The following is a 19,686-nucleotide window of genomic DNA, read 5'->3' on the forward strand; positions in this document are numbered from 1 at the left end:
CCAAATGGTCGAATCCGCCTTGACCACCCCGCATCCCTGCGGCCTTACTGGCATGTGATCTGACAGGATCAGTCCAATTCGAAAGGCTGGCAACGCAATGACCAGCCACTTCAACGTTTGGGAGAGACACATGACCCTAATGCACAAATTCATCGGCGCCGCTGCTGCTATGGCGCTGACTGCTGGCGCCGCAATGGCCGAACCGGCGGTGATTTTCGACCTCGGCGGCAAATTCGACAAATCCTTCAACGAAGCGGGCTTCAACGGCGCCGAGCGTTGGGCGAATGAAACCGGTGGCAAATACCTAGAGATCGAGCTTCAGTCCGAAGCCCAGCGCGAACAGGCCCTGCGCCGTTTCGCCGAGGCAGGCGCCAACCCGATCGTGACCATGGGCTTTGCCATGACCACCCCGATCGAGGAAGTCGCTCCCGATTACCCGGACACCAAGTTCGTGAACATCGACGGCTGGGCCAACCTGCCCAACGTTCAGACCATCTCCTTTGCCGAGCATGAAGGCTCGTTCCTGGCTGGCGTCATGGCCGCCAAGGCTTCCAAGTCGGGCACCGTCGGCTTTATCGGCGGCATGGACATCCCGCTGATCCGCAAATTCGCCTGCGGCTATGCCCAGGGCGTGAAATCGGTCAACCCTGACGCCACCATCGTTGCCAACATGACCGGCACCACCCCAGCGGCATGGAACGACCCGGTTAAAGGCTCGGAACTGACCAAGGCGCAGATCGCACAGGGCGCTGACGTGGTTTACGCTGCAGCAGGCGGCACCGGCGTTGGTGTTCTGCAAACCGCAGCCGACGAAGGCATCCTGTCGATCGGCGTGGACAGCAACCAGAACCACCTGCACCCGGGCAAAGTCCTGACTTCGATGCTCAAGCGCGTTGACGTCGCGGTTTACAACGCCCTCAAGGACGGCGCAGACCTCGCTCCCGGCTTCCAGAACTTGAACCTCGCGGCCCAGGGCGTTGGCGTTGCAATGGACGACAACAACGCACCTCTGGTCACCGCTGACATGACCAAGGCCGTCGACATGGCGACCGCAGGCATCATCAGCGGCGAGATCAAGGTCGAGAACTACGCAGACAACGAAAGCTGCTCGGTTCTCCAGTTCTGATCAGCCTGATGAGTTGAAATACCGTGGGCGGCCTCATCGGGCCGCCCATTCGGTCAAAAGGGTTCATCGCCCTCGCGACCCCGCGAAAGGACACAGATGTCAGACGCGATTGCCAGTTTCTTTTCCGCCTGGGGCCTGACAGATGCAGACGCCCGCGCGGCGGCCCTCGGCCAAAGCCTATCCCCCGACATCCACTACCTCGACCCGCGCACGCCCGAGCCGATCACTTCCCTCGCGGCACTGGTTGACTATGTCGGCATGTATACGCAATACGCCCCCGGCGCGACCGCTGCGGTCGTGTCCCAAAGCACAACCCAAGGCCATCACCGCGCCACCGTCGAATTCCGCATGGCGGACGGCACCGTGCAGCTTGGCCAGTACTTCATCGAATGCGATGCCGAAGACCGCCCCGCGCGCCTGATCGGCTTCGTCGGTTTGGGAGAGCCCGAATGACAGCACCCGCCATCGAACTGAAAGGCATCTCCAAGGCCTTCGGCCCGGTTCAGGCCAATAAGGACATCTCGATTTCCGTCATGCCCGGTACCATCCACGGTATCATCGGCGAAAACGGCGCCGGGAAATCCACTTTGATGTCAATCCTTTACGGCTTCTACAAGGCCGACAAGGGCGAGATCTTCATCAAGGGCCAGAAAACCCAGATCCCCGATTCACAGGCTGCCATCGCCGCCGGGATTGGCATGGTCTTTCAGCATTTCAAGCTGGTCGAGAACTTCACGGTTCTGGAAAACATCATCCTCGGTGCCGAAGACGGCGGCCTCTTGCGCCCCTCTCTTGCCAAGGCCCGCAAGGAACTGGCCCATCTCGCCAAGGAATACGAGCTGAACGTCGATCCAGACGCGATGATCGAAAACCTCTCGGTCGGTCACCAGCAGCGGGTTGAAATCCTCAAGGCGCTCTACCGTCAGGCAGATATCCTGATCCTCGACGAACCCACCGGCGTGCTGACCCCGGCCGAGGCGGACCAGCTGTTCCGCATCCTCGACCGCCTGCGCGAAGAGGGCAAAACCATCATCCTCATCACCCACAAGCTGCGCGAGATCATGGATATCACCGATTCCGTCTCGGTCATGCGCCGCGGCCAGATGACGGACACCGTAAAAACCTCGGAAACCAGCCCGGAACACCTGGCCGAGCTGATGGTGGGCCGCAAGGTCCTGCTGCGCGTTGACAAGAAACCCGCCACCCCCGGCGACACCGTTCTAGAGGTCAGGAACCTCCGCGTCACCGATGACAAGGGCGTCGAACGCGTCAAGGGCATCGACCTCACCGTGCGGCGCGGCGAAATCCTCGGCATTGCCGGGGTTGCCGGCAACGGCCAGTCGGAACTGCTCGAGGTGCTGGGCGGCTACATGAACGCCACCGGCGACATTACCATGAACGGCGCCACCCTGCCGCTCATCGGCAAGGGCGCGCACGGCAAATCCCGCCGCGCCGCCGGCATCGCGCATGTCCCTGAAGACCGCCAGCGCGAAGGCCTGATCATGGAATACGCGGCCTGGGAAAACTCGGTCTTTGGCTACCACCATGACCCGGCCTACCAAAACGGCCTCCTGATGGACAACGCCGGCATCCTCGCCAAGGCGCAGGAACAGATGGACCGTTTCGACGTCCGTCCGCCCCACCCGCGCCTTGCCGCCAAGAACTTTTCCGGCGGCAACCAGCAGAAGATCGTCGTGGCCCGCGAAATCGAACGCAACCCCGACCTTCTTCTGATCGGGCAACCCACCCGCGGCGTCGACATCGGCGCGATCGAGTTCATCCACCAGCAGATCGTCAACCTGCGCGATCAGGGCAAGGCCATCCTCCTTGTCTCGGTCGAACTCGACGAGATCATGTCGCTCAGCGATCGCATCGCGGTGATGTTCGACGGCCAGATCATGGGCGAACGCGATCCCGCACAAACAGATGAAAAAGAACTCGGCCTCCTGATGGCCGGCATGAACGGAGAGGCCGCATAATGGAAAAGATGCCTCATTGGGCGGATATCGTCCTGATCCCCCTGATTTCGCTGGTCCTGTCGGCCCTCCTTTCGGCCCTCGTGATCCTTGCGATCGGGGAAAACCCCTGGACCGCCTTCAAGCTGATGGTTGACGGCGCGCTGATGCGCTCGTCCGGTTGGGGTTATACGCTCTACTATGCCACCAACTTCATCTTCACCGGCCTTGCCGTCTCGGTCGCCTTCCACGCCCGCATGTTCAACATCGGCGGCGAAGGCCAGGCCATGCTCGGCGGCCTCGGTGTTGCGCTGGCCTGTCTCTACATCCCCTGGCCGCATTGGTCGCTGGCCATCCTCGGTGCCAGCGCGGGTGCCGCCATCTTCGGTGCCTTCTGGGCGCTGATCCCGGCCTACCTGCAGGCCAAACGCGGCAGCCACGTGGTGATCACCACCATCATGTTCAACTTCATCGCTGCTGCCCTGCTGAACTATGTGCTGGTCAGCCTCCTGCGTCCACGCGGCTCGATGGACCCGGCCAGCGCCAAGTTCCCCGAGGCCACCCACCTGCCCACATTCCGCGACATGTTCTCGACCGCCGATAACATCCTGTTCCGCGGTGCCCCGGCCAACGTGTCCTTCTTCATCGCCCTCGCGGCCTGTGTCCTCGTCTGGTTCCTGATCTGGCGCACCAAGCTCGGCTATGAAATCCGCGCCTTCGGCCATTCCGAAAGTGGTGCGAAATACGCCGGTATCTCGCCCGTCCGCATCACCGTGATATCGATGCTGATCTCCGGCGCACTGGCGGGCATGATGGCCATCAACACCACGATGGGCGAAAGCGAACGCCTTGTGCTGAACTTCACCGAAGGGGCCGGTTTCATCGGGATCGCCGTTGCCCTCATGGGCCGCAGCCACCCCTTCGGCGTCTTCCTTGCCGCAATCCTGTTCGGCTTCCTCTACCAGGGCGGTGCGGAACTCGCCCTCTGGACAGACATCCCGCGCGAACTGATCGTGGTGATCCAGGCGCTAGTGATCCTCTTCACCGGAGCCCTCGACAACATGGTGCGCATGCCGCTTGAAAAAATGTTCCTCGCTCTGCGCAAGGGAGACGCATGATGGATTTCCTCAGCCTCGTTCAACTGCTCGACACCACCGTTCGTCTCGCAACGCCGCTCCTTCTGGCCTGCCTTGCCGGTCTCTATTCGGAACGCGCGGGCATCTTCGACATCGGCCTTGAGGGCAAGATGCTGGCAGCGGCCTTCTTCTCTGCCGCCTTTGCCTATACCACCGGCTCGGTCTGGCTTGGCCTGCTCGCGGGTGTCGGTGTCTCGCTGCTTCTGTCGGGCATCCACGGCCTCGCCTCTATCACCTTCCGTGGCAACCAGCTGATCTCGGGTCTTGCCATCACCATGCTGGCCAGCGGCATGACCGTGCTGATCGCGCAGGACTGGTTCAAACAGGGCGGCCGCACGCCGCAACTCGAAGGGGCGGCGCGGTTCGAACCGATCACCCTACCGTTTGCCGAAGCCCTCAAGGACGTGCCGATCCTCGGCCCGGTCTATCAGGAACTGATCTCGGGCCATCCGATCCTTGTCTATATCGCCTTTGCGCTGGTCCCGCTGACATGGTGGGTTCTGTACCGCACCCGTTTCGGCCTGCGCCTGCGTGCGGTTGGTGAAAACCCGGCCTCGGTCGATACCGCCGGTGTCTCGGTGGTTGGCCTGCGCTTTGCCGCCGTGATGATCTGCGGCGTGCTCTGCGGCCTCGCAGGGGCCTACCTTGCCACCGCCCTGCAGGCTGGCTTCGTAAAAGACATGACCGCAGGCCGTGGCTATATCGCGCTTGCCGCGCTGATCTTTGCCAAATGGCGCCCATGGTACGCGCTCTGGGCAACCCTTCTGTTCGGCCTTTTCCAGGCGCTCGAACTGCGTCCCGACCTGATCGAAACCGTGATCGGCATCAAGGTACAGGGCCAGTTGCTGGGTGCATTGCCCTACATCCTGACCGTAGTGATTCTCGCAGGCTTTGTCGGCAAGGCCATCCCGCCACGTGCCGGAGGCGAGCCCTACGTCAAGGAACGCTAGGCCAACGGCTCTCATGGTGATCCGGCTGGCCCTGAATGGGGCCAGCCAAGCAAACCCATAAGTCCAATCGGCAACTAATCATCAAGCCTGTCGACCTTTTGACCGGCACATGTGTTGCATTCTTTTCCACGGTAACGCTAACTGGTTTCATGCAGATCTACCTCCCCATCGCCGAAGTCTCCGTGAACGCTTTCCTGCTGCTCGGATTGGGCGGAATCGTGGGCATTCTGTCCGGCATGTTCGGTGTGGGCGGCGGCTTCCTGATGACGCCGCTGTTGTTCTTCATCGGCATTCCACCGGCAGTGGCCGTTGCCACCGAAGCCAACCAGATCGTGGCCTCGTCCTTCTCGGGGGTTCTCGCCCACCTGAAACGACGAACCGTCGACTTAAAGATGGGATGTGTCCTGCTTGTCGGCGGCCTTGCCGGGGCGGGCCTCGGCGTGTTCATCTTCAACTATCTCAAGTCGCTCGGTCAGGTCGATCTGCTGGTCAAGCTTTGCTACGTGATCTTCCTCGGCATCATCGGCGGCCTGATGTTCATCGAAAGCCTGAACGCGATCCGCAAGTCGCGCGGCAACTCCGCACCGCCGCAACGCAAGAAACACAACTGGATTCATGGTCTGCCCTTCAAGATGCGCTTCCGTGTCTCGGGTCTCTACATCTCGGTCATCCCGCCGCTTCTGGTGGGCCTCTGCGTGGGGATCCTCGCCGCCATCATGGGCGTGGGCGGCGGCTTCATCATGGTCCCCGCGATGATCTACCTGCTGGGCATGCCCACCAAGGTCGTGGTGGGCACTTCGCTGTTCCAGATCATCTTTGTTACCGCCTTCACCACCCTTCTGCACGCCACCACCAACTATACCGTAGACATGGCTTTGGCAGTGCTTCTCCTGGTCGGTGGCGTCATCGGCGCACAGATCGGCACCCGCATCGGCACCCGTCTCAAGGCGGAACAACTGCGCATCCTTCTGGCCGCCCTCGTCCTCGCCGTCTGTGGCAAACTGGCCTTTGATCTTCTCGTCATGCCGAACGAACTCTACTCGCTCGGCGCAGTGGGAGGACACTAGGATGCTCCGCTGTCTTGCCGCCCTCATTTTCCTGATCGCGCCCTCGGTGCTGGCCGCAGAGGAACAGGTCGTCCTCGGCATGAGCCAGAACCGTGTCGCCATCACCGCCAATTTCGATGGCTCCGAGATCCTGATCTTCGGCGCGGTGAAACGCGAAACCGCGATCCCCGAGGCCCATCCCCTTGAAGTGGTTGTTGCCGTGTCCGGGCCCAAACTTCCCGTCGTCGTGCGCCGCAAGGAAAAGCGCCTCGGCATCTGGGTCAATACCGACAGCGTCGAGGTCGACGCCGCGCCCAGCTTCTATGCCGTGGCCACCTCCGGCCCATTCAAGGAGATCGTGAAAGACATCGAGGACCTGCGCCACAAGATCTCGATCCCTCGCGCCATCCGGTCTGTCGGCGCACCGATGGATGTGAAAAACGCCCAGGAATTCTCCGAAGCCGTGGCCCGCATCCGCACCGACAACGGTCTCTACCAGGTGCTGGAAAACACCGTGGAGGTCGACCAGCAGACCCTGTTCAACACCTCGGTCAAACTGCCTGCCAACCTGACCGAGGGCGATTACCTGACGCGCATCTTCCTGACGCGCGGGGGCGACGTCGTCTCGCAGTACGAAACCACGATCGACGTGCGCAAGGTCGGGCTGGAACGCTGGCTCTTCAACCTCTCGCGCCAGCAACCGCTGGTCTACGGTCTCCTGTCGCTGGCCATCGCCATCGCAGCCGGCTGGGGCGCCTCCGCCGCCTTCCGCTTTATCCGACAGGGCGGATAAGTCGGCGGAAAGCCTTTCGAAAGGCTTTCCCTCCCCCTCAATTCAAACGCCGAAAGAACGCCTTTGCAAAGGCGTTCCGGCAGGCTTTTCGAAAAGCCTGCCCCCCGCCCTGGTCAGCCGCGCCCGATATAGGGCATCTTGGTCGCCATCACGGTCATGAACTGCACGTTGGCCTCTGGCGGCATGCTGGCCATATGCACCACCGAGCGCGCGGCATTCTCCACGCCCATGGTCTGCATCTCCGGCGACTTGTCCCTCAGCATCGCCACCAGCTCGCTTTCCGCATTGCCGATATCGATCTGCCCGCAGGCGATGTCAAAGTCCCGCCCATCCAGCGAGAGCGTCCGTGTCAGACCGGTGATCGCATGTTTGCTGGTGGTATAGCTCACCGAGCCGGGCCGCGGATTGTGCGCCGAAAGCGAGCCGTTGTTGATGATCCGCCCGCCCCTTGGGTCTTGTCGACGCATCTGTCCGAACGCCAGACGCGCGCAGATGAACATGCCGCGAATGTTGACATCCATCACCCGCTCGAAATCCTCCAGCGGGATCTCGTCAATCGGCCCCGCCGTGCCAAAAATCCCTGCGTTGTTGAACAGCACATCCAGCCGCCCGGCTTCGGCCACGAAGCGGGCAAACACCTCTTCCATCGCCGCCGCGTCGGTCACATCCCCCGGCAACACAACCGCGTTCTCATGGTCTCCCACTTCGCGCAGCCTGTCTTCGCGCCGGGCCACGACACCCACACGCCAGCCCGCTTTCAGGAATTCCTCGGCCGTCGCCCGCCCAATGCCCGAGCTCGCCCCGGTCACGATCACGCTTTTCATGTCTCACCCTCCGCCTGTTCCAGCTTGAGCGGCGCTGGCGCCACTCGCAAATCATCCGTGCGCAACGAATCCGATGGGCGTGCCAGCCGGTTGCGCACCACCCAGAACAGCCGCTCCGAGGCCCGCGTCACCGCCACATAGGCCAGCCGCTTCCACAGGGGCTGGCCCGCTTCCGACCGCCCCATCCGCGCCGCCGCGTAAATGTCCGGCGCAAAGACCTGAACGTTCTCCCATTGCGAGCCTTGCGCCTTGTGAATGGTCACCGCCGCCCCGTGCAGAAAGGTCGCGCCCATCCGCGCCGCATAGGGGATAAACGGCTCTTCCTCGTCCGGTTTCTCGATCTTCACGATCGACGCCGCCGACACCTGCGGATCTTCCGCGCCCATCACGTGCAGACGCGAAAATCCCGGTTTGCGGCCGGGGCCGAGATAAATCACCTGCGCCCCCTTGATCAGCCCCCGCGCCTCGAGGTCCAGCCGTTTCTTGCGATGCTTGAGCGGCAGTTCGATCCCGTCACAGACCAGCGGCTCGCCTTCCAAAAGCGCATCCTCGGGCGCGCCATGCACCTGCCGGAACGCGTTGATCAGCCGGATGCGCGTTGCGTTGCGCCACACCAGCACCGGCGACCGCGCCATCAGGTCCACCTCGACCCGCTGGCTCCAGACCACACGGTCATCGCGTTTCGCGGTCTCTTCAACCAGCCTCTCGAAATCCTCGAACCCCATCGCCGGATCAGCCAGCGCATGGGCCAGGTCCAGGATCGGGTTGTCCGCCTGCTGCCGGTGCACGCGGCTTAGCTCAAAGCGCGATTTCGGTGGCAGGGTTTCGAACACCATGCCACCGCCGCCCTTGTTCACCGGCGCAAGCTGGGCCGGATCGCCAAACAGAACCAGCGTCGGGAAAATCTCTTTCAGGTCCTCGAACTGCTTGTCATCCAGCATCGAGGATTCATCAATGAACCCGATATCCAGCGGCTCGTCGCGCCGTTTCCAGCCGGTGATGAAATCCGACCCCCGCAAACCCGCCGCCGCCAGCGCACCGGGGATCGACTTGTGCAACTGGTAAAAGGCAAAGGCCCGCTCCAGCGCCTCTTCCGTCAACCCTTCGATCTCGGGCTTTTCGCCCTCGCCCGACAGCCATTCGGCGATCTTTTCGTATTCGGGGTCATAGACGGGGGTATAGATGATCCGGTGAATCGTGGTCGCGGGCACACCGCGCATCCGCAACACGCTCGCGGCCTTGTTGGTCGGCGCCAGAATGGCCAGCGTCCGCCGGTCCGGGCGCTTCTTGCCCTCGTAGTCGCCCGAGACAATATCGACCCCCGCCGCCTCGAGCGCCTTCACCAGTTCGGCAAGCAAAAGCGTCTTGCCCGACCCCGCCTTGCCGATCACCGCGGCCACGGCGCTCTTGCCGTCGCGCGGCGGCGTCAGCAGGCTGTCATCAAGGTCGATCCCCGCGCCGCGCAGCAGCTCGGTAATGGAGTCAAAGGCCTCGGCCTGGTCGTGGGAAAGGGTCAGCGCGCTCGTCATGGGGCGACCCTACAACCGCCCCTTGCCAAGCACCAGCCGCCATTACGCACTCGCCGCAAGATCCGCGGGATGCGTGCCACCAAAGGCCTGTTCGAACCACAGTTTCGACGTTGCAACCGGAATGCCCGCACGCTCGGCCATGGTGCGATGGGTATCCTCGCCAAACGACCAGAGCCCGACACTGATCCGGTCCCGTCCTGTGCCCTTTGTCCCGATCACCTCGGGCGATGAGCCGATCATCCGGTAAATTCGCACCATGCGCGCATCAAACACGCCCACAAGATATTCGATCCCGAAGCCGCGCAGCACCTCGCTGCCCGCCAGCATCAGGGCGCCCGCCGTTTTCGGCTCGGCGTCCCGCGCGAGGCAGAACCTCGTGCATTCCCAGATCAGCGGGCTTTCGATCCGCACACCATCCGTCAGCTCGGAAAAGTGATCGTTGATCATGCAGGGGCCGGTCGTTGGCAAAAGCCGCATTGAGCCGCCATGCCCGCCATCCGCCTTTTCCCAGAGGATATAAAGCGGGTTCAACGCATCGTACTCATCACGCTCTTCGCCGTCCGCATTCACCGTCACATCCCAGCCCAGGCGCGTTTTGAACTGATCGGCACGGTCGACGTACATCGCATGGGCCAGCCCGGGGCGGTCCTGCAATTGATCGGCATAGAGATAACGGAGCATTCTTGCGTCCCTCCCGCATAAAAGCGCAGGAACAGACCTAGAACATTAAGGTTAATACCCCCCTAACCCCACGCCCGTCAAACCACGATCAACCCATGGCTCAGCGCGCGGGCCACCGCGTGCGTGGTGTTCAGCGCACCAAGCTTGGCACGTGCACTTTCGATGTAAACCCGCAGCGTGTGTTCCGAGATCGCCAGCATCTCCGCAACCTGCGCCCGGCTATAGCCCAGCGCCAGAAAGGTCATCGCATCCACCTCCCGCGGGCTCAGCGGCCGCATCGGTTTGGGGTCTGCATCCGGGTTGATCGCCAGCGCCCTTTCGTTGAACTCATGGGCAATCAAAATCAGATCTCGGCGGTTTTCCTGCGTGAACCGGCACCATTCGTCGTCGCTGCATGTGTGGTTCACGGTGAACAGGGCAAACTGCCCGTTCGGCCCGCGGATCGGCACCGAAAAACCCTGGTTGCCGACCCCATGGGTCATTGCTTCGGCCATGAAGTCCCGCGCCACCTTGCCGGACCAATCCAGCCGTTTCCAGTCAACCGGGTGAAACCGCTGGAAACAGCCAAGGATCACCGGATCGATGCGCACGTAGTCCTGTTCGTTGTATCGCTGAACCCAGTCTTCCGAGTAGGTGTAACAGCCGTATTGATCCCCCTCGGCATTCACCCAGTGGTAAACCATGTGATCGACACGAAAATGATCCCTGAGGTCAAAGATGGCTGCGCTCAGCGCCTCAAGCTCTTGCGCGCGTTGCAGCTCTCCCAACAAGACATCTCGTCGCTCGATCTTCCCCATGTGCCACCACGCCTACCAAATCATTTGCCAAAACGATCTCGGCGGCCGCGACCTGCCGGGTGTCCTCCAGCTGCTGGGCCAATGCGTCCAACCCGTTGTTATCGGCAAAGGTTCTCAAATCCGCGAGAACGTCGAGTATCCAATCATTCTGCATCTTTAACTCTCGGTAACAGTGGTTAATCAAAGATTAACTCAACCCTAACACGAACTTCGTTAATCCCGGTATTCGCCGAAATTCCCTCCCCCAAAATGGCGGGGTCAGCTTCGACAAGGCCCTGAATACACACAATTCCCTTTCCACAACGTAAATCACCCCCGAATGGGCAGGGCCATCCGGGGGTGATTCGCGAGGGAAAAACGGGGCCGCCCAGACCGGGCGGCACTCATCTTACTTTTTGCCAGCTTCCAGCACGTCCTCAACGGTGCGCAGGCCGGTTTTCGGGGCCTGAACCAGAACAGCCATGTTGCCCGGCTTGTGCTCGTTACGCAGCATCTTCATGTGCGCTTCCGGAATCTCGTTCCAGGCAAACACTTCTGACATGCAGGGATCCAGACGACGCTCGATCATCAGGCGGTTGGCCGATGCAGCCTGTTTCAGGTTGGCAAAGTGCGAACCCTGAAGACGCTTCTGGTGCATCCACATGTAGCGAACGTCGAAGGTGGTGTTGAAGCCCGAGGTACCAGCACAGATCACCACGATACCGCCTTTTTTCACAACCAGGGTCGACACGGGGAAGGTCGCCTCACCGGGGTGTTCAAAGACCATGTCCACGTTGTTGCCCTTGCCGGTGATCTCCCAGATCGCCTTGCCGAACTTGCGCGCTTCCTTCAGCCACTCGTTGTACTCGGGCGAGTTCACGGTGGGCAGCTGACCCCAGCAGTTAAAGTCCTTGCGGTTGATCACGCCCTTAGCGCCCTGATCCATCACGAACTGGCGCTTGCTCTCGTCCGAGATCACGCCGATCGCGTTGGCACCGGCGGTGTTGGCCAGCTGGATCGCATAGGAGCCCAGACCACCCGAAGCACCCCAAACCAGAACGTTCTGGCCCGGACGCAGCTCGTGCGGGTGGTGGCCGAACAGCATGCGGTATGCGGTGGCCAGGGTCAGGGTGTAGCAGGCAGCCTCTTCCCAGGTCAGGTGCTTGGGACGCGGCATCAGCTGCTGGGCCTGAACCTTGGTGAACTGTGCGAAGGAACCGTCGCCGGTCTCGTAGCCCCAGATACGCTGGGTCGGCGAGAACATCGGGTCACCACCGTTACATTCTTCGTCGTCACCGTCGTCCTGGTTACAGTGGATCACGACCTCGTCGCCCACTTTCCAGTTCTTCACGGCCGAACCCACTTTCCAGACGATGCCCGAAGCATCCGAACCGGCGATGTGGTAGTCTTGGCCGTGCACGTCGAACGGCGAAATCGGCTTGCCGAGACCAGCCCAGACACCGTTGTAGTTCACACCGGCAGCCATCACGAGAACAAGAACCTCGTGGCTGTCGACTTCCCAGGTGTCGACCACTTCTACTTCAAACGACGTGTCCGGCTCGCCGTGGCGTTCGCGACGGATCGCCCATGCGTACATTTTCTTGGGCACATAGCCCAGCGGGGGCATTTCACCCACTTCGTAAAGATCTTTCTCGGGTGCGTCGTACGGTGCAATGCCGGTTTCGGTGTCCAGAGCCATGTTAGCCTCCTGAAGTTGCTCTCTTGCCGCGGCGCAGAATCGCGGTTCCTGAAGGATGAGTATCGGCGGCCCTGTAATATTGCAACCACATTTGGTGTGATTTTGTAATTTTATGACCGAGCGAACGCAGAAATTCCTTCTGCACCTGCAAAATCAGGGGAAAAGATGTTTTATCGAGTTAGCATAAAACGCCAGGGCGGTGTCCTGATCGGGATTTGCCCGGTAACACCCGTTCTCTTTGAGAATCATCCGGCGCTCGCTCAGCATCCGCAAACCGACCTCGGTGGCATAGGCCACGTCATTGCGCGGCAGGTGCACATGCGCCTCATGCAACTGCTCGATGCGCGCAACAAAATCCGCTTCGATCGCCGCCCGCGACATCGGATGGTCGGCCCCCGCAATGATACTCGCCACCAAGGGCACCGGCAGCACGGGCACCACGTTCTCGATACGCTCCATCAGCTCATAAGCCAGCGCCTCGGAAACCTCCCCCTCCCGGTCCTTTACGAAACTGCCGAGGGAAAGCGGATGGCCAAAGCTCACCGCCGCGTAACCGAACTTGTGATACTTCCCGCGCAGCCGCAGCCACATCTGCTTGATAAAGAACCCGCCCACCACGCTGATCTTGGCGTTGAACCGGCGGTTCCCCTGCTCCAGCGCCCCAAGCAGGATGCGATCCTCCAGCACCCGGTCATAGTTTAGCGCAACAGGCACGAAGACCACGTCACGGTCATCGGAATCAAACCCGTCCACGATGTATTTCAACAACCCGTGCTTGGGCTCCTGCGGCGCACCATCAAGCGAAAGCCCCCCTTCCGGGAACATCGCCTGTGTCACACCACCATCCGTCGCCAGCTTGACGTACCGCGCCAATACCTGCCGGTAGAGCGCGTTGCGCGATTTGCGGCGGATAAAATAGGCCCCCATCGCCTTGATCAATCGGCTCAGCGGCCAGACCCGCGCCCATTCCCCCACCGCATAGGCAAGCGCCGACCGCTCAGCCGCGAGGTACGTCACAAGCACGTAATCCATGTTCGACCGGTGGTTCATCACGAACACCACCGTTGAATCCTTGGGAATATTGGCAATCCCCGCCTCATCGAAATAGGCAAGCCGCACACGGTAAAGCGCCTGGCTCAGAAAGCGGGCAACGCGAATGGCAAAGCCGAAATAGGCCGAAGCACTGAACGACGGCACGATTTCCCGCGCGTACCCCTTGGCCTCTTCAAAGGCCACGTTCTCGGGGATCTTGTTCTTGCGCGCGTGGTCGACAATCGCTTCCGTCACGTCCGGGTGATAGATCAGCCGCTGGATCATGTCGTGCCGCCGCGCCAGCTTGAACGGCTCGATGGGCCGTTCCAGCCGCTCGTTCAGCCGCGCCACCGCCTTCTCCATCCGCCGCCGGAAAAACCAGCGCACCGAGGGGAACAACAGGTGGCTCGCCGCCGTTACGGCAGCGAACAGGACAATCAGGATGAACAGCCAGATGGGAAGTTCGACGGTCGAAGTCATGGTCTGACCCTTGCAGGAGCGGAGAAGAGGGTAAATATCTAAACGACAGATTTTAGGCAAACCGGATAAAGATGCAGCAGTTTTCCATCCGCGCCGGCTTTGATCCGGCCCACCGTGACACCATCGCCCGCCTCTACTGGCAGGCCTTTTCCGCCAAGCTCGGCCCGTTGATGCGCCCCGAGGCCAAGGCACAGGCTTTTCTGACCCGTGTCCTGAACCCCGACTTCGCGATCTCCGCGATCTCTCCCGACGGCAACATCCTCGGCGCGGCCGGTTTCAAAACCGACAAAGGCGCCTTGGTCGGCGGCGACCTACCCGATCTTGCCGCGGCCTATGGCTGGCTCGGCACCCTATGGCGCGCGCCCCTGCTTTCGCTTCTGGAACGTGATCTCGCCCCGGACTGCCTGTTGATGGACGGCATCTTCGTCTCCGAGGCGGCCCGCGGCATGGGCATCGGCTCGGCCCTGCTCGAGGCAATCAAGGCGGAGGCCGCCGAACGTGGCCTCCGCGAAGTCCGCCTCGACGTCATCAATACCAACCCGCGCGCCCGCGCCCTTTATGAACGACAGGGCTTTGTCGCAGGCGAAACCCAGCACCTCGGCCCCCTCAAACACCTGTTCGGCTTTTCCTCCAGCACGACGATGCGTTATTCTGTATCTGCAAAATAAACTTGCCGCGACGCAGCGAATTGACTTGCACATGATATTTCGCATATCTACGCTCAGACGAAATAAAATTGCCCAACCGATTCACGAGGACGTTCCATGTCGCAGACGCAGAAAGATCGCCCCTGGCTAATCCGCACCTACGCCGGCCACTCGACCGCAAAGGCGTCAAACGCGCTTTATCGCTCGAACCTTGCCAAGGGTCAGACCGGTCTTTCAGTGGCCTTCGACCTGCCCACCCAAACCGGCTATGACAGCGACCACGTCCTGTCGCGCGGCGAAGTGGGCAAGGTGGGCGTGCCCGTCTGCCACCTTGGTGACATGCGCACCCTGTTCGACCAGATCCCGCTTGAACAGATGAACACCTCGATGACGATCAACGCCACCGCACCGTGGCTTCTGTCGCTCTACATCGCGGCGGCCGAGGAACAGGGCGCCGACATCTCCAAGCTTCAGGGCACCGTTCAGAACGACCTGATCAAGGAATACCTGTCGCGCGGCACCTATATCTGCCCGCCCAAACCCTCGCTCAAGATGATCGCGGACGTGGCCGAGTATTGCTATACCAACGTGCCCAAGTGGAACCCGATGAACGTCTGTTCCTACCACCTGCAAGAAGCAGGCGCGACGCCGGAACAGGAACTCGCCTTCGCACTTGCCACCGCACAGGCCGTTCTCGACACCCTGCAACCGCGTGTGCCCGCCGAAGACTTCGGCCCGATGGTCGCCCGCATCTCCTTCTTCGTGAACGCGGGCATCCGCTTCGTGACCGAGATGTGCAAGATGCGCGCCTTCGTCGAACTCTGGGATGAAATCTGCGCCGAACGCTATGGCGTGACCGATCCGAAACACCGCCGCTTCCGCTATGGCGTTCAGGTCAACTCGCTCGGTCTGACCGAACAGCAGCCGGAAAACAACGTCTACCGCATCCTGATCGAGATGCTCGCCGTGACCCTGTCGAAAAAGGCCCGCGCCCGCGCCGTGCAGCTGCCCGCCTGGAACGAAGCCCTCGGCCTGCCGCGCCCGTGGGACCAGCAGTGGTCGATGCGCATGCAGCAGATCATGGCCTTTGAAACCGACCTTCTGGAATATGACGATCTCTTCGATGGCAACCCCGCCGTCGACCGCAAGGTCGCCGAACTCAAGGAAGGTGCCCGCCACGAGCTCTCCAACCTCGAAAGCATGGGCGGCGCCATCGGCTCGATCGACTATATGAAGTCGCGCCTCGTGGAATCCAACGCAGACCGCCTGAACCGCATCGAAGCGGGTGAAACCGTGGTTGTCGGCGTGAACAAGTACCAGCAGGGCGAAACCTCGCCGCTGATGACCGGCGATGGCGGCATCATGGTGGTTGATCCGGCCGTGGAACAGGAACAGATCGAACGCCTCAACGAATGGCGCAGCCAGCGCGACAGCGCCGCTGTCGAAAAGGCCCTCGCCGATCTGCGCGCCGCGGCCAAGTCGGGCGAAAACGTCATGCCCGCCTCGATTGCCGCCGCCAAGGCCGGCGTCACCACCGGCGAATGGGCCGCCCAGATGCGCACCGTTCACGGCGAATACCGTGGCCCGACCGGCGTCTCCGGCTCGCCCTCGAACAAGACCGAAGGCCTGGATGACATCCGCGAAGCGGTTGACGCCGTCTCCGACCGCCTCGGCCGCCGCCTCAAGTTCGTGATCGGCAAACCCGGCCTCGACGGCCACTCCAACGGCTCCGAGCAGATCGCCTTCCGCGCCCGCGACTGCGGCATGGACATCTCCTATGACGGCATCCGCCTGACCCCCGAGGAAATCGTCAACTCGGCCCTCGAAACCGAGGCGCATGTGGTTGGCCTCTCGATCCTCTCGGGCAGCCACATCCCGCTGGTCGAAGACATGATGAAACGTATGCGCGAAGCCGGTCTCGCAGATGTGCCCGTCATCGTGGGCGGCATCATCCCCGACGACGATGCCGAACGCCTGCGCGCCATGGGCGTCGCCCGTGTCTACACCCCGAAAGACTTCGAGCTGAACACCATCATGATGGACGTGGTCGCGCTGGTCGATCCCAAGGCCGTCGCCGCCGAATAACGCCTCCCGGCGCTCCTCTGAAAAGCCCTGCCATAGTGCGGGGCTTTTTGCTTTTTCCGGCCCCGCTTGCGCCGACTCGGCCCTTGCGGGACACTGGGGTCGGAGGAAACCACATGACCACCATTGCAAAAGAGGCCCGGATCACGGGCCGCGTTCAGGGTGTGGCCTATCGCAACTGGACCCGCTCCCGCGCCTCGGCCCTTGGCCTCACGGGCTGGGTTCGCAACGATCCGATGGGCGCAGTCGTTGCCTGTTTCGAAGGCGAGCGCGACAAGATCGAAACCATGCTGACCGATCTCTGGTCCGGCCCCGGCGCTGCATCCGTCACCGACGTGCAATCCCACACCGTCGCCCCCACCAACGCCCGCGATTTCGTTATCCGTCGCTAGGCGTGTCGCGAAATCCGCGCAGGTAGTCCATGAACAGGCGCAGCGGCATCATCTGGCGATATTCTCGCGGGAAATACAGGAACAGGCCCGGCGTCTTACCAAGGTGCGGCTCCAGAACCGTCACCAGCCGCCCGTCTGCCAAAGCCTCGGCACAATAGTCGCGAAAGGTATAAGCCAACCCCACACCGCGCATCGCAAGATCGACCGAGGCCGGAAGGGAATTCACGATCAGGCTGCCACCCACTTCCGCCGCATACTCCCCCTCCTCACCGGTAAAGGTCCAGGGCGCGATCCGTCCCGCTGACAGGAAACGATACCGCACGCAGTTGTGCTGCAACAGATCACGCGGCGTCTCCGGCGCACCATGCACAGCGACATAGTCGGGACTGGCCAGCACCGCCAACCGCAACGGCGGTGTCATCCGCACCGCCACCATATCCTCGGCGATGTTGTCCCCAAGCCGAAACCCCGCGTGCAGCTCTTCACCCAACAGATCCGACAGCGCATCGGTCAGCGACAGCTCCAGCTCAATCTCTGGATAGGCCGCATGAAACGACGGCAGCGCCTTGGCCACGAACTGATGATAGGCAAACTCCGGCAAGGCAATCTTCAACGTCCCGCGTGCCGCGTGGCCCGTCGTGCGCGCGCTTTCAACCGCCGCCCCCAGTTGGTCAAACGCCGGTCCGGCCCCGCGCATCAACGCCCGCCCGGCCTCGGTCAGGCTCACGGACCGCGTGGTCCGGATGAACAACGCGGTGCCCATCTGATCTTCCAGCGCCTTCAACTGGTGACTGACCGTAGAGGGCTTGATCCCCAAGGCCTCGGCCGCCGCGCGAAGACTGCCGTGTCTGGCAATCGCGGTGAACACTTCCAGCATCGCAAGCGGCAGTCGCATGGTCCCTCCAACCCTTATTCATCGAAATGATACATGAAAGAAGTGCAAACGTGGTGGATTATTTCACAATCTACCCAGCCCTACATTCGGTTCAACGGCACACCCAACCGAAAGACACGCTCATGAAACCCACCACTCTCCTCCCGACCCTCACCGCAGCAATCCTCACCGCAACCTCCGCCCTCGCAGCCTCCCCCGAAGACAACATCAAGGTGGTGCAGGACTTCTTTGCCGCCTACGGCGCAAACGATCTCGACGGCATCGCCGCCGTGATGGATGAAAACGTGCAATGGCATATCCCCGGCCGCCACCCGCTCTCCGGCACCAAGTCCGGCCGCGACGAGGTTCTCGCCTTCTTTGCCCAACTCGGCAGCGCAGGCTTCAAGGCCGACCCGATCTACTTTGGCGCCGATGACGCGCATGTTGTCGACATCCATCGCGGCTGGTCCAACGCTCCGGGCAAACCCAACGTCGATACCACATGGGCGCTCGTCTACCGCATTGAGAACGGCAAGATCGTCGAGGCCACCAACCTCAGCGCAGATCAGGACGCCGCCAATACCTTCTTCTGGTCGAACTACGATCTCGCCCCCGTGCCGGACCGCCTCGCCAAATAAGCAGGATTGCCCCCATCATGACCAGCCCCGTTCACAGCTTCATCGTAGATTGGTTCCAGAGGTTTGATCGCCTTGATCCCGTCGAGGCCTTCCTCCCCGATCTCCACCCCGACGTGGTCTGGGACATGCCGGACATCGATCCGAACCTGCACGGCCACGCCCGCTTCAAAGCGTGGTACGCGGCCGTGCTCGACACCTTGGTTCCGCCTACCGAGCATCACCTCAGCAACATCACCGTCACGGGCAACACCGCCACCTTCAACGTGCGGCTCCGCGCCCGCACCAAGGATGGCACCACCATCCAAGCCAAGGTCCGCGAAGACTGGCACTTCACGCCGCGCACCGATGGCACCCCGCTGATCACACACTACACCGCAACTTTCCTCGAAGAGCTTCCCGCATGAAAACCCTCGTTCTCACCGCTCACCCCAACCTCGACACCTCACGTATCAACCGAGCATGGTTCGACGCATTGTCCGAGGCCGACAACGTCACCACCCGCGACCTGACCACCATCGGCGGCCCGACCCTGCAGTTCGACGTCGAGGCAGAACAAACCCTGCTTCTGGCCCACGACAGGATCGTCGTGCAGTTTCCCTTCTACTGGTATTCCGCCCCCCCGATCCTCAAAGCTTGGCTCGACCAGGTGCTCAGCTTCGGCTTTGCCTACGGCCCCGGCGGCGACAAGCTGAAGGACCGCGAGTTCCTGATCCTCGTCTCGACCGGTGGCCCCGCCGACAGCTACCACGCTGGCGGCTACAACAATTTCTCGATGGACGAACTGCTGAAACCCTTCCAGCAAACCGCCAACCTGACCGGCATGACCTATCTGCGCCCCTTCATTGCCCACGGCATGGCTCAGGCCGACGAGACCCAGATCGAAGCCAGCGTGCCCGATATGCTCAGCCACGTCAGCGATCCGGAACTGAACCCCCAAGTCCGGCTGGCCCGCCTGCTGAAAGAGATCGAAGACGACCCGGCCAAAGCCGCCGCCGTCAGCTGATCCTACCGCAAGGGCAGGCATTC

General features: G+C 61.8%; 20 protein-coding genes. 13 read left to right on the plus strand and 7 right to left on the minus strand.

The window, feature by feature from the left end:
* The first annotated feature begins 130 nt into the window (after window positions 1–130).
* The 7 genes from NNA36_RS01060 (at window position 131) to NNA36_RS01090 (ending at window position 7,006) form a co-directional block, all read left to right on the plus strand.
* On the plus strand, window positions 131–1,126 hold the full coding sequence (locus NNA36_RS01060; protein ID WP_255103435.1) for a BMP family protein: 996 nt from the start codon (window positions 131–133) through the stop codon (window positions 1,124–1,126).
* 96 nt (window positions 1,127–1,222) lie between these two features.
* Window positions 1,223–1,579, plus strand: a complete 357-nt coding sequence (locus tag NNA36_RS01065; RefSeq protein ID WP_255103437.1) for a molecular chaperone GroEL — start codon at window positions 1,223–1,225, stop codon at window positions 1,577–1,579.
* Window positions 1,576–3,105 (plus strand): ABC transporter ATP-binding protein, encoded by a 1,530-nt coding sequence (locus NNA36_RS01070; protein ID WP_255103439.1) that lies wholly within the window; start codon window positions 1,576–1,578, stop codon window positions 3,103–3,105. The genes NNA36_RS01065 and NNA36_RS01070 overlap by 4 nt, the downstream gene beginning before the upstream one ends.
* Window positions 3,105–4,199, plus strand: a complete 1,095-nt coding sequence (locus NNA36_RS01075) for an ABC transporter permease (protein WP_255103441.1) — start codon at window positions 3,105–3,107, stop codon at window positions 4,197–4,199. Before NNA36_RS01070 ends, NNA36_RS01075 begins: the two co-directional genes overlap by 1 nt.
* Window positions 4,199–5,167: an ABC transporter permease gene (locus tag NNA36_RS01080; protein ID WP_255104374.1), complete on the plus strand. Its 969-nt coding sequence runs from the start codon at window positions 4,199–4,201 to the stop codon at window positions 5,165–5,167. Before NNA36_RS01075 ends, NNA36_RS01080 begins: the two co-directional genes overlap by 1 nt.
* Window positions 5,168–5,316: 149 nt before the next feature.
* A complete protein-coding gene (locus NNA36_RS01085) occupies window positions 5,317–6,234 on the plus strand; it encodes a sulfite exporter TauE/SafE family protein (protein WP_255103442.1) in 918 nt (305 codons plus the stop codon).
* Window position 6,235: 1 nt separating this feature from the next.
* Window positions 6,236–7,006: a TIGR02186 family protein gene (locus tag NNA36_RS01090; RefSeq protein ID WP_255103444.1), complete on the plus strand. Its 771-nt coding sequence runs from the start codon at window positions 6,236–6,238 to the stop codon at window positions 7,004–7,006.
* Window positions 7,007–7,119: 113 nt separating this feature from the next.
* On the opposite strand, the gene NNA36_RS01095 is transcribed toward NNA36_RS01090, so the two are convergent.
* The 6 genes from NNA36_RS01095 to NNA36_RS01120 form a co-directional block, all read right to left on the minus strand.
* Window positions 7,120–7,830: an SDR family oxidoreductase gene (locus tag NNA36_RS01095; RefSeq protein WP_255103446.1), complete on the minus strand. Its 711-nt coding sequence runs from the start codon at window positions 7,828–7,830 to the stop codon at window positions 7,120–7,122.
* On the minus strand, window positions 7,827–9,359 hold the full coding sequence (locus NNA36_RS01100) for an ATP-dependent RecD-like DNA helicase (protein WP_255103448.1): 1,533 nt from the start codon (window positions 9,357–9,359) through the stop codon (window positions 7,827–7,829). Before NNA36_RS01100 ends, NNA36_RS01095 begins: the two co-directional genes overlap by 4 nt.
* Window positions 9,360–9,401: 42 nt before the next feature.
* On the minus strand, window positions 9,402–10,040 hold the full coding sequence (locus NNA36_RS01105) for an acyl-homoserine-lactone synthase (RefSeq protein ID WP_255103450.1): 639 nt from the start codon (window positions 10,038–10,040) through the stop codon (window positions 9,402–9,404).
* Between the two features lie 77 nt (window positions 10,041–10,117).
* Complete coding sequence (locus NNA36_RS01110; protein WP_255103451.1) at window positions 10,118–10,837, minus strand: LuxR family transcriptional regulator; 720 nt, start codon at window positions 10,835–10,837, stop codon at window positions 10,118–10,120.
* Window positions 10,838–11,225: 388 nt separating this feature from the next.
* On the minus strand, window positions 11,226–12,515 hold the full coding sequence (ccrA, locus tag NNA36_RS01115; protein ID WP_255103453.1) for a crotonyl-CoA carboxylase/reductase: 1,290 nt from the start codon (window positions 12,513–12,515) through the stop codon (window positions 11,226–11,228).
* A gap of 153 nt (window positions 12,516–12,668) precedes the next feature.
* A complete protein-coding gene (locus tag NNA36_RS01120; RefSeq protein ID WP_255103455.1) occupies window positions 12,669–14,027 on the minus strand; it encodes a 1-acyl-sn-glycerol-3-phosphate acyltransferase in 1,359 nt (452 codons plus the stop codon).
* Window positions 14,028–14,098: 71 nt separating this feature from the next.
* On the opposite strand from NNA36_RS01120, the gene NNA36_RS01125 reads away from it, so the two are divergent.
* From NNA36_RS01125 to NNA36_RS01135, 3 genes are all read left to right on the plus strand, one after another.
* On the plus strand, window positions 14,099–14,695 hold the full coding sequence (locus NNA36_RS01125; protein WP_255103457.1) for a GNAT family N-acetyltransferase: 597 nt from the start codon (window positions 14,099–14,101) through the stop codon (window positions 14,693–14,695).
* Window positions 14,696–14,791: 96 nt separating this feature from the next.
* On the plus strand, window positions 14,792–16,759 hold the full coding sequence (locus tag NNA36_RS01130; protein ID WP_255103459.1) for a protein meaA: 1,968 nt from the start codon (window positions 14,792–14,794) through the stop codon (window positions 16,757–16,759).
* A gap of 113 nt (window positions 16,760–16,872) precedes the next feature.
* The gene (locus NNA36_RS01135; RefSeq protein WP_255103460.1) at window positions 16,873–17,148 is read left to right on the plus strand and encodes an acylphosphatase; all 276 of its coding nucleotides are present in this window, start codon (window positions 16,873–16,875) and stop codon (window positions 17,146–17,148) included.
* Here NNA36_RS01135 and NNA36_RS01140 read toward each other — a convergent pair.
* Complete coding sequence (locus NNA36_RS01140) at window positions 17,135–18,043, minus strand: LysR family transcriptional regulator (protein WP_255103461.1); 909 nt, start codon at window positions 18,041–18,043, stop codon at window positions 17,135–17,137. The genes NNA36_RS01135 and NNA36_RS01140 overlap by 14 nt on opposite strands.
* Before the next feature lie 122 nt (window positions 18,044–18,165).
* Here NNA36_RS01140 and NNA36_RS01145 point away from each other — a divergent pair, with 122 nt between their 5' ends.
* The 3 genes from NNA36_RS01145 to NNA36_RS01155 are packed head-to-tail and all read left to right on the plus strand — an operon-like array spanning window position 18,166 to window position 19,663.
* Complete coding sequence (locus NNA36_RS01145) at window positions 18,166–18,660, plus strand: nuclear transport factor 2 family protein (protein WP_255103462.1); 495 nt, start codon at window positions 18,166–18,168, stop codon at window positions 18,658–18,660.
* Between the two features lie 17 nt (window positions 18,661–18,677).
* The gene (locus NNA36_RS01150; RefSeq protein WP_255103463.1) at window positions 18,678–19,064 is read left to right on the plus strand and encodes a nuclear transport factor 2 family protein; all 387 of its coding nucleotides are present in this window, start codon (window positions 18,678–18,680) and stop codon (window positions 19,062–19,064) included.
* The gene (locus NNA36_RS01155) at window positions 19,061–19,663 is read left to right on the plus strand and encodes an NAD(P)H-dependent oxidoreductase (protein WP_255103464.1); all 603 of its coding nucleotides are present in this window, start codon (window positions 19,061–19,063) and stop codon (window positions 19,661–19,663) included. Before NNA36_RS01150 ends, NNA36_RS01155 begins: the two co-directional genes overlap by 4 nt.
* Window positions 19,664–19,686: the final 23 nt, after the last annotated feature.

The organism is Shimia sp. CNT1-13L.2 (assembly GCF_024331145.1).
Classification (GTDB): Bacteria; Pseudomonadota; Alphaproteobacteria; order Rhodobacterales; family Rhodobacteraceae; genus Shimia.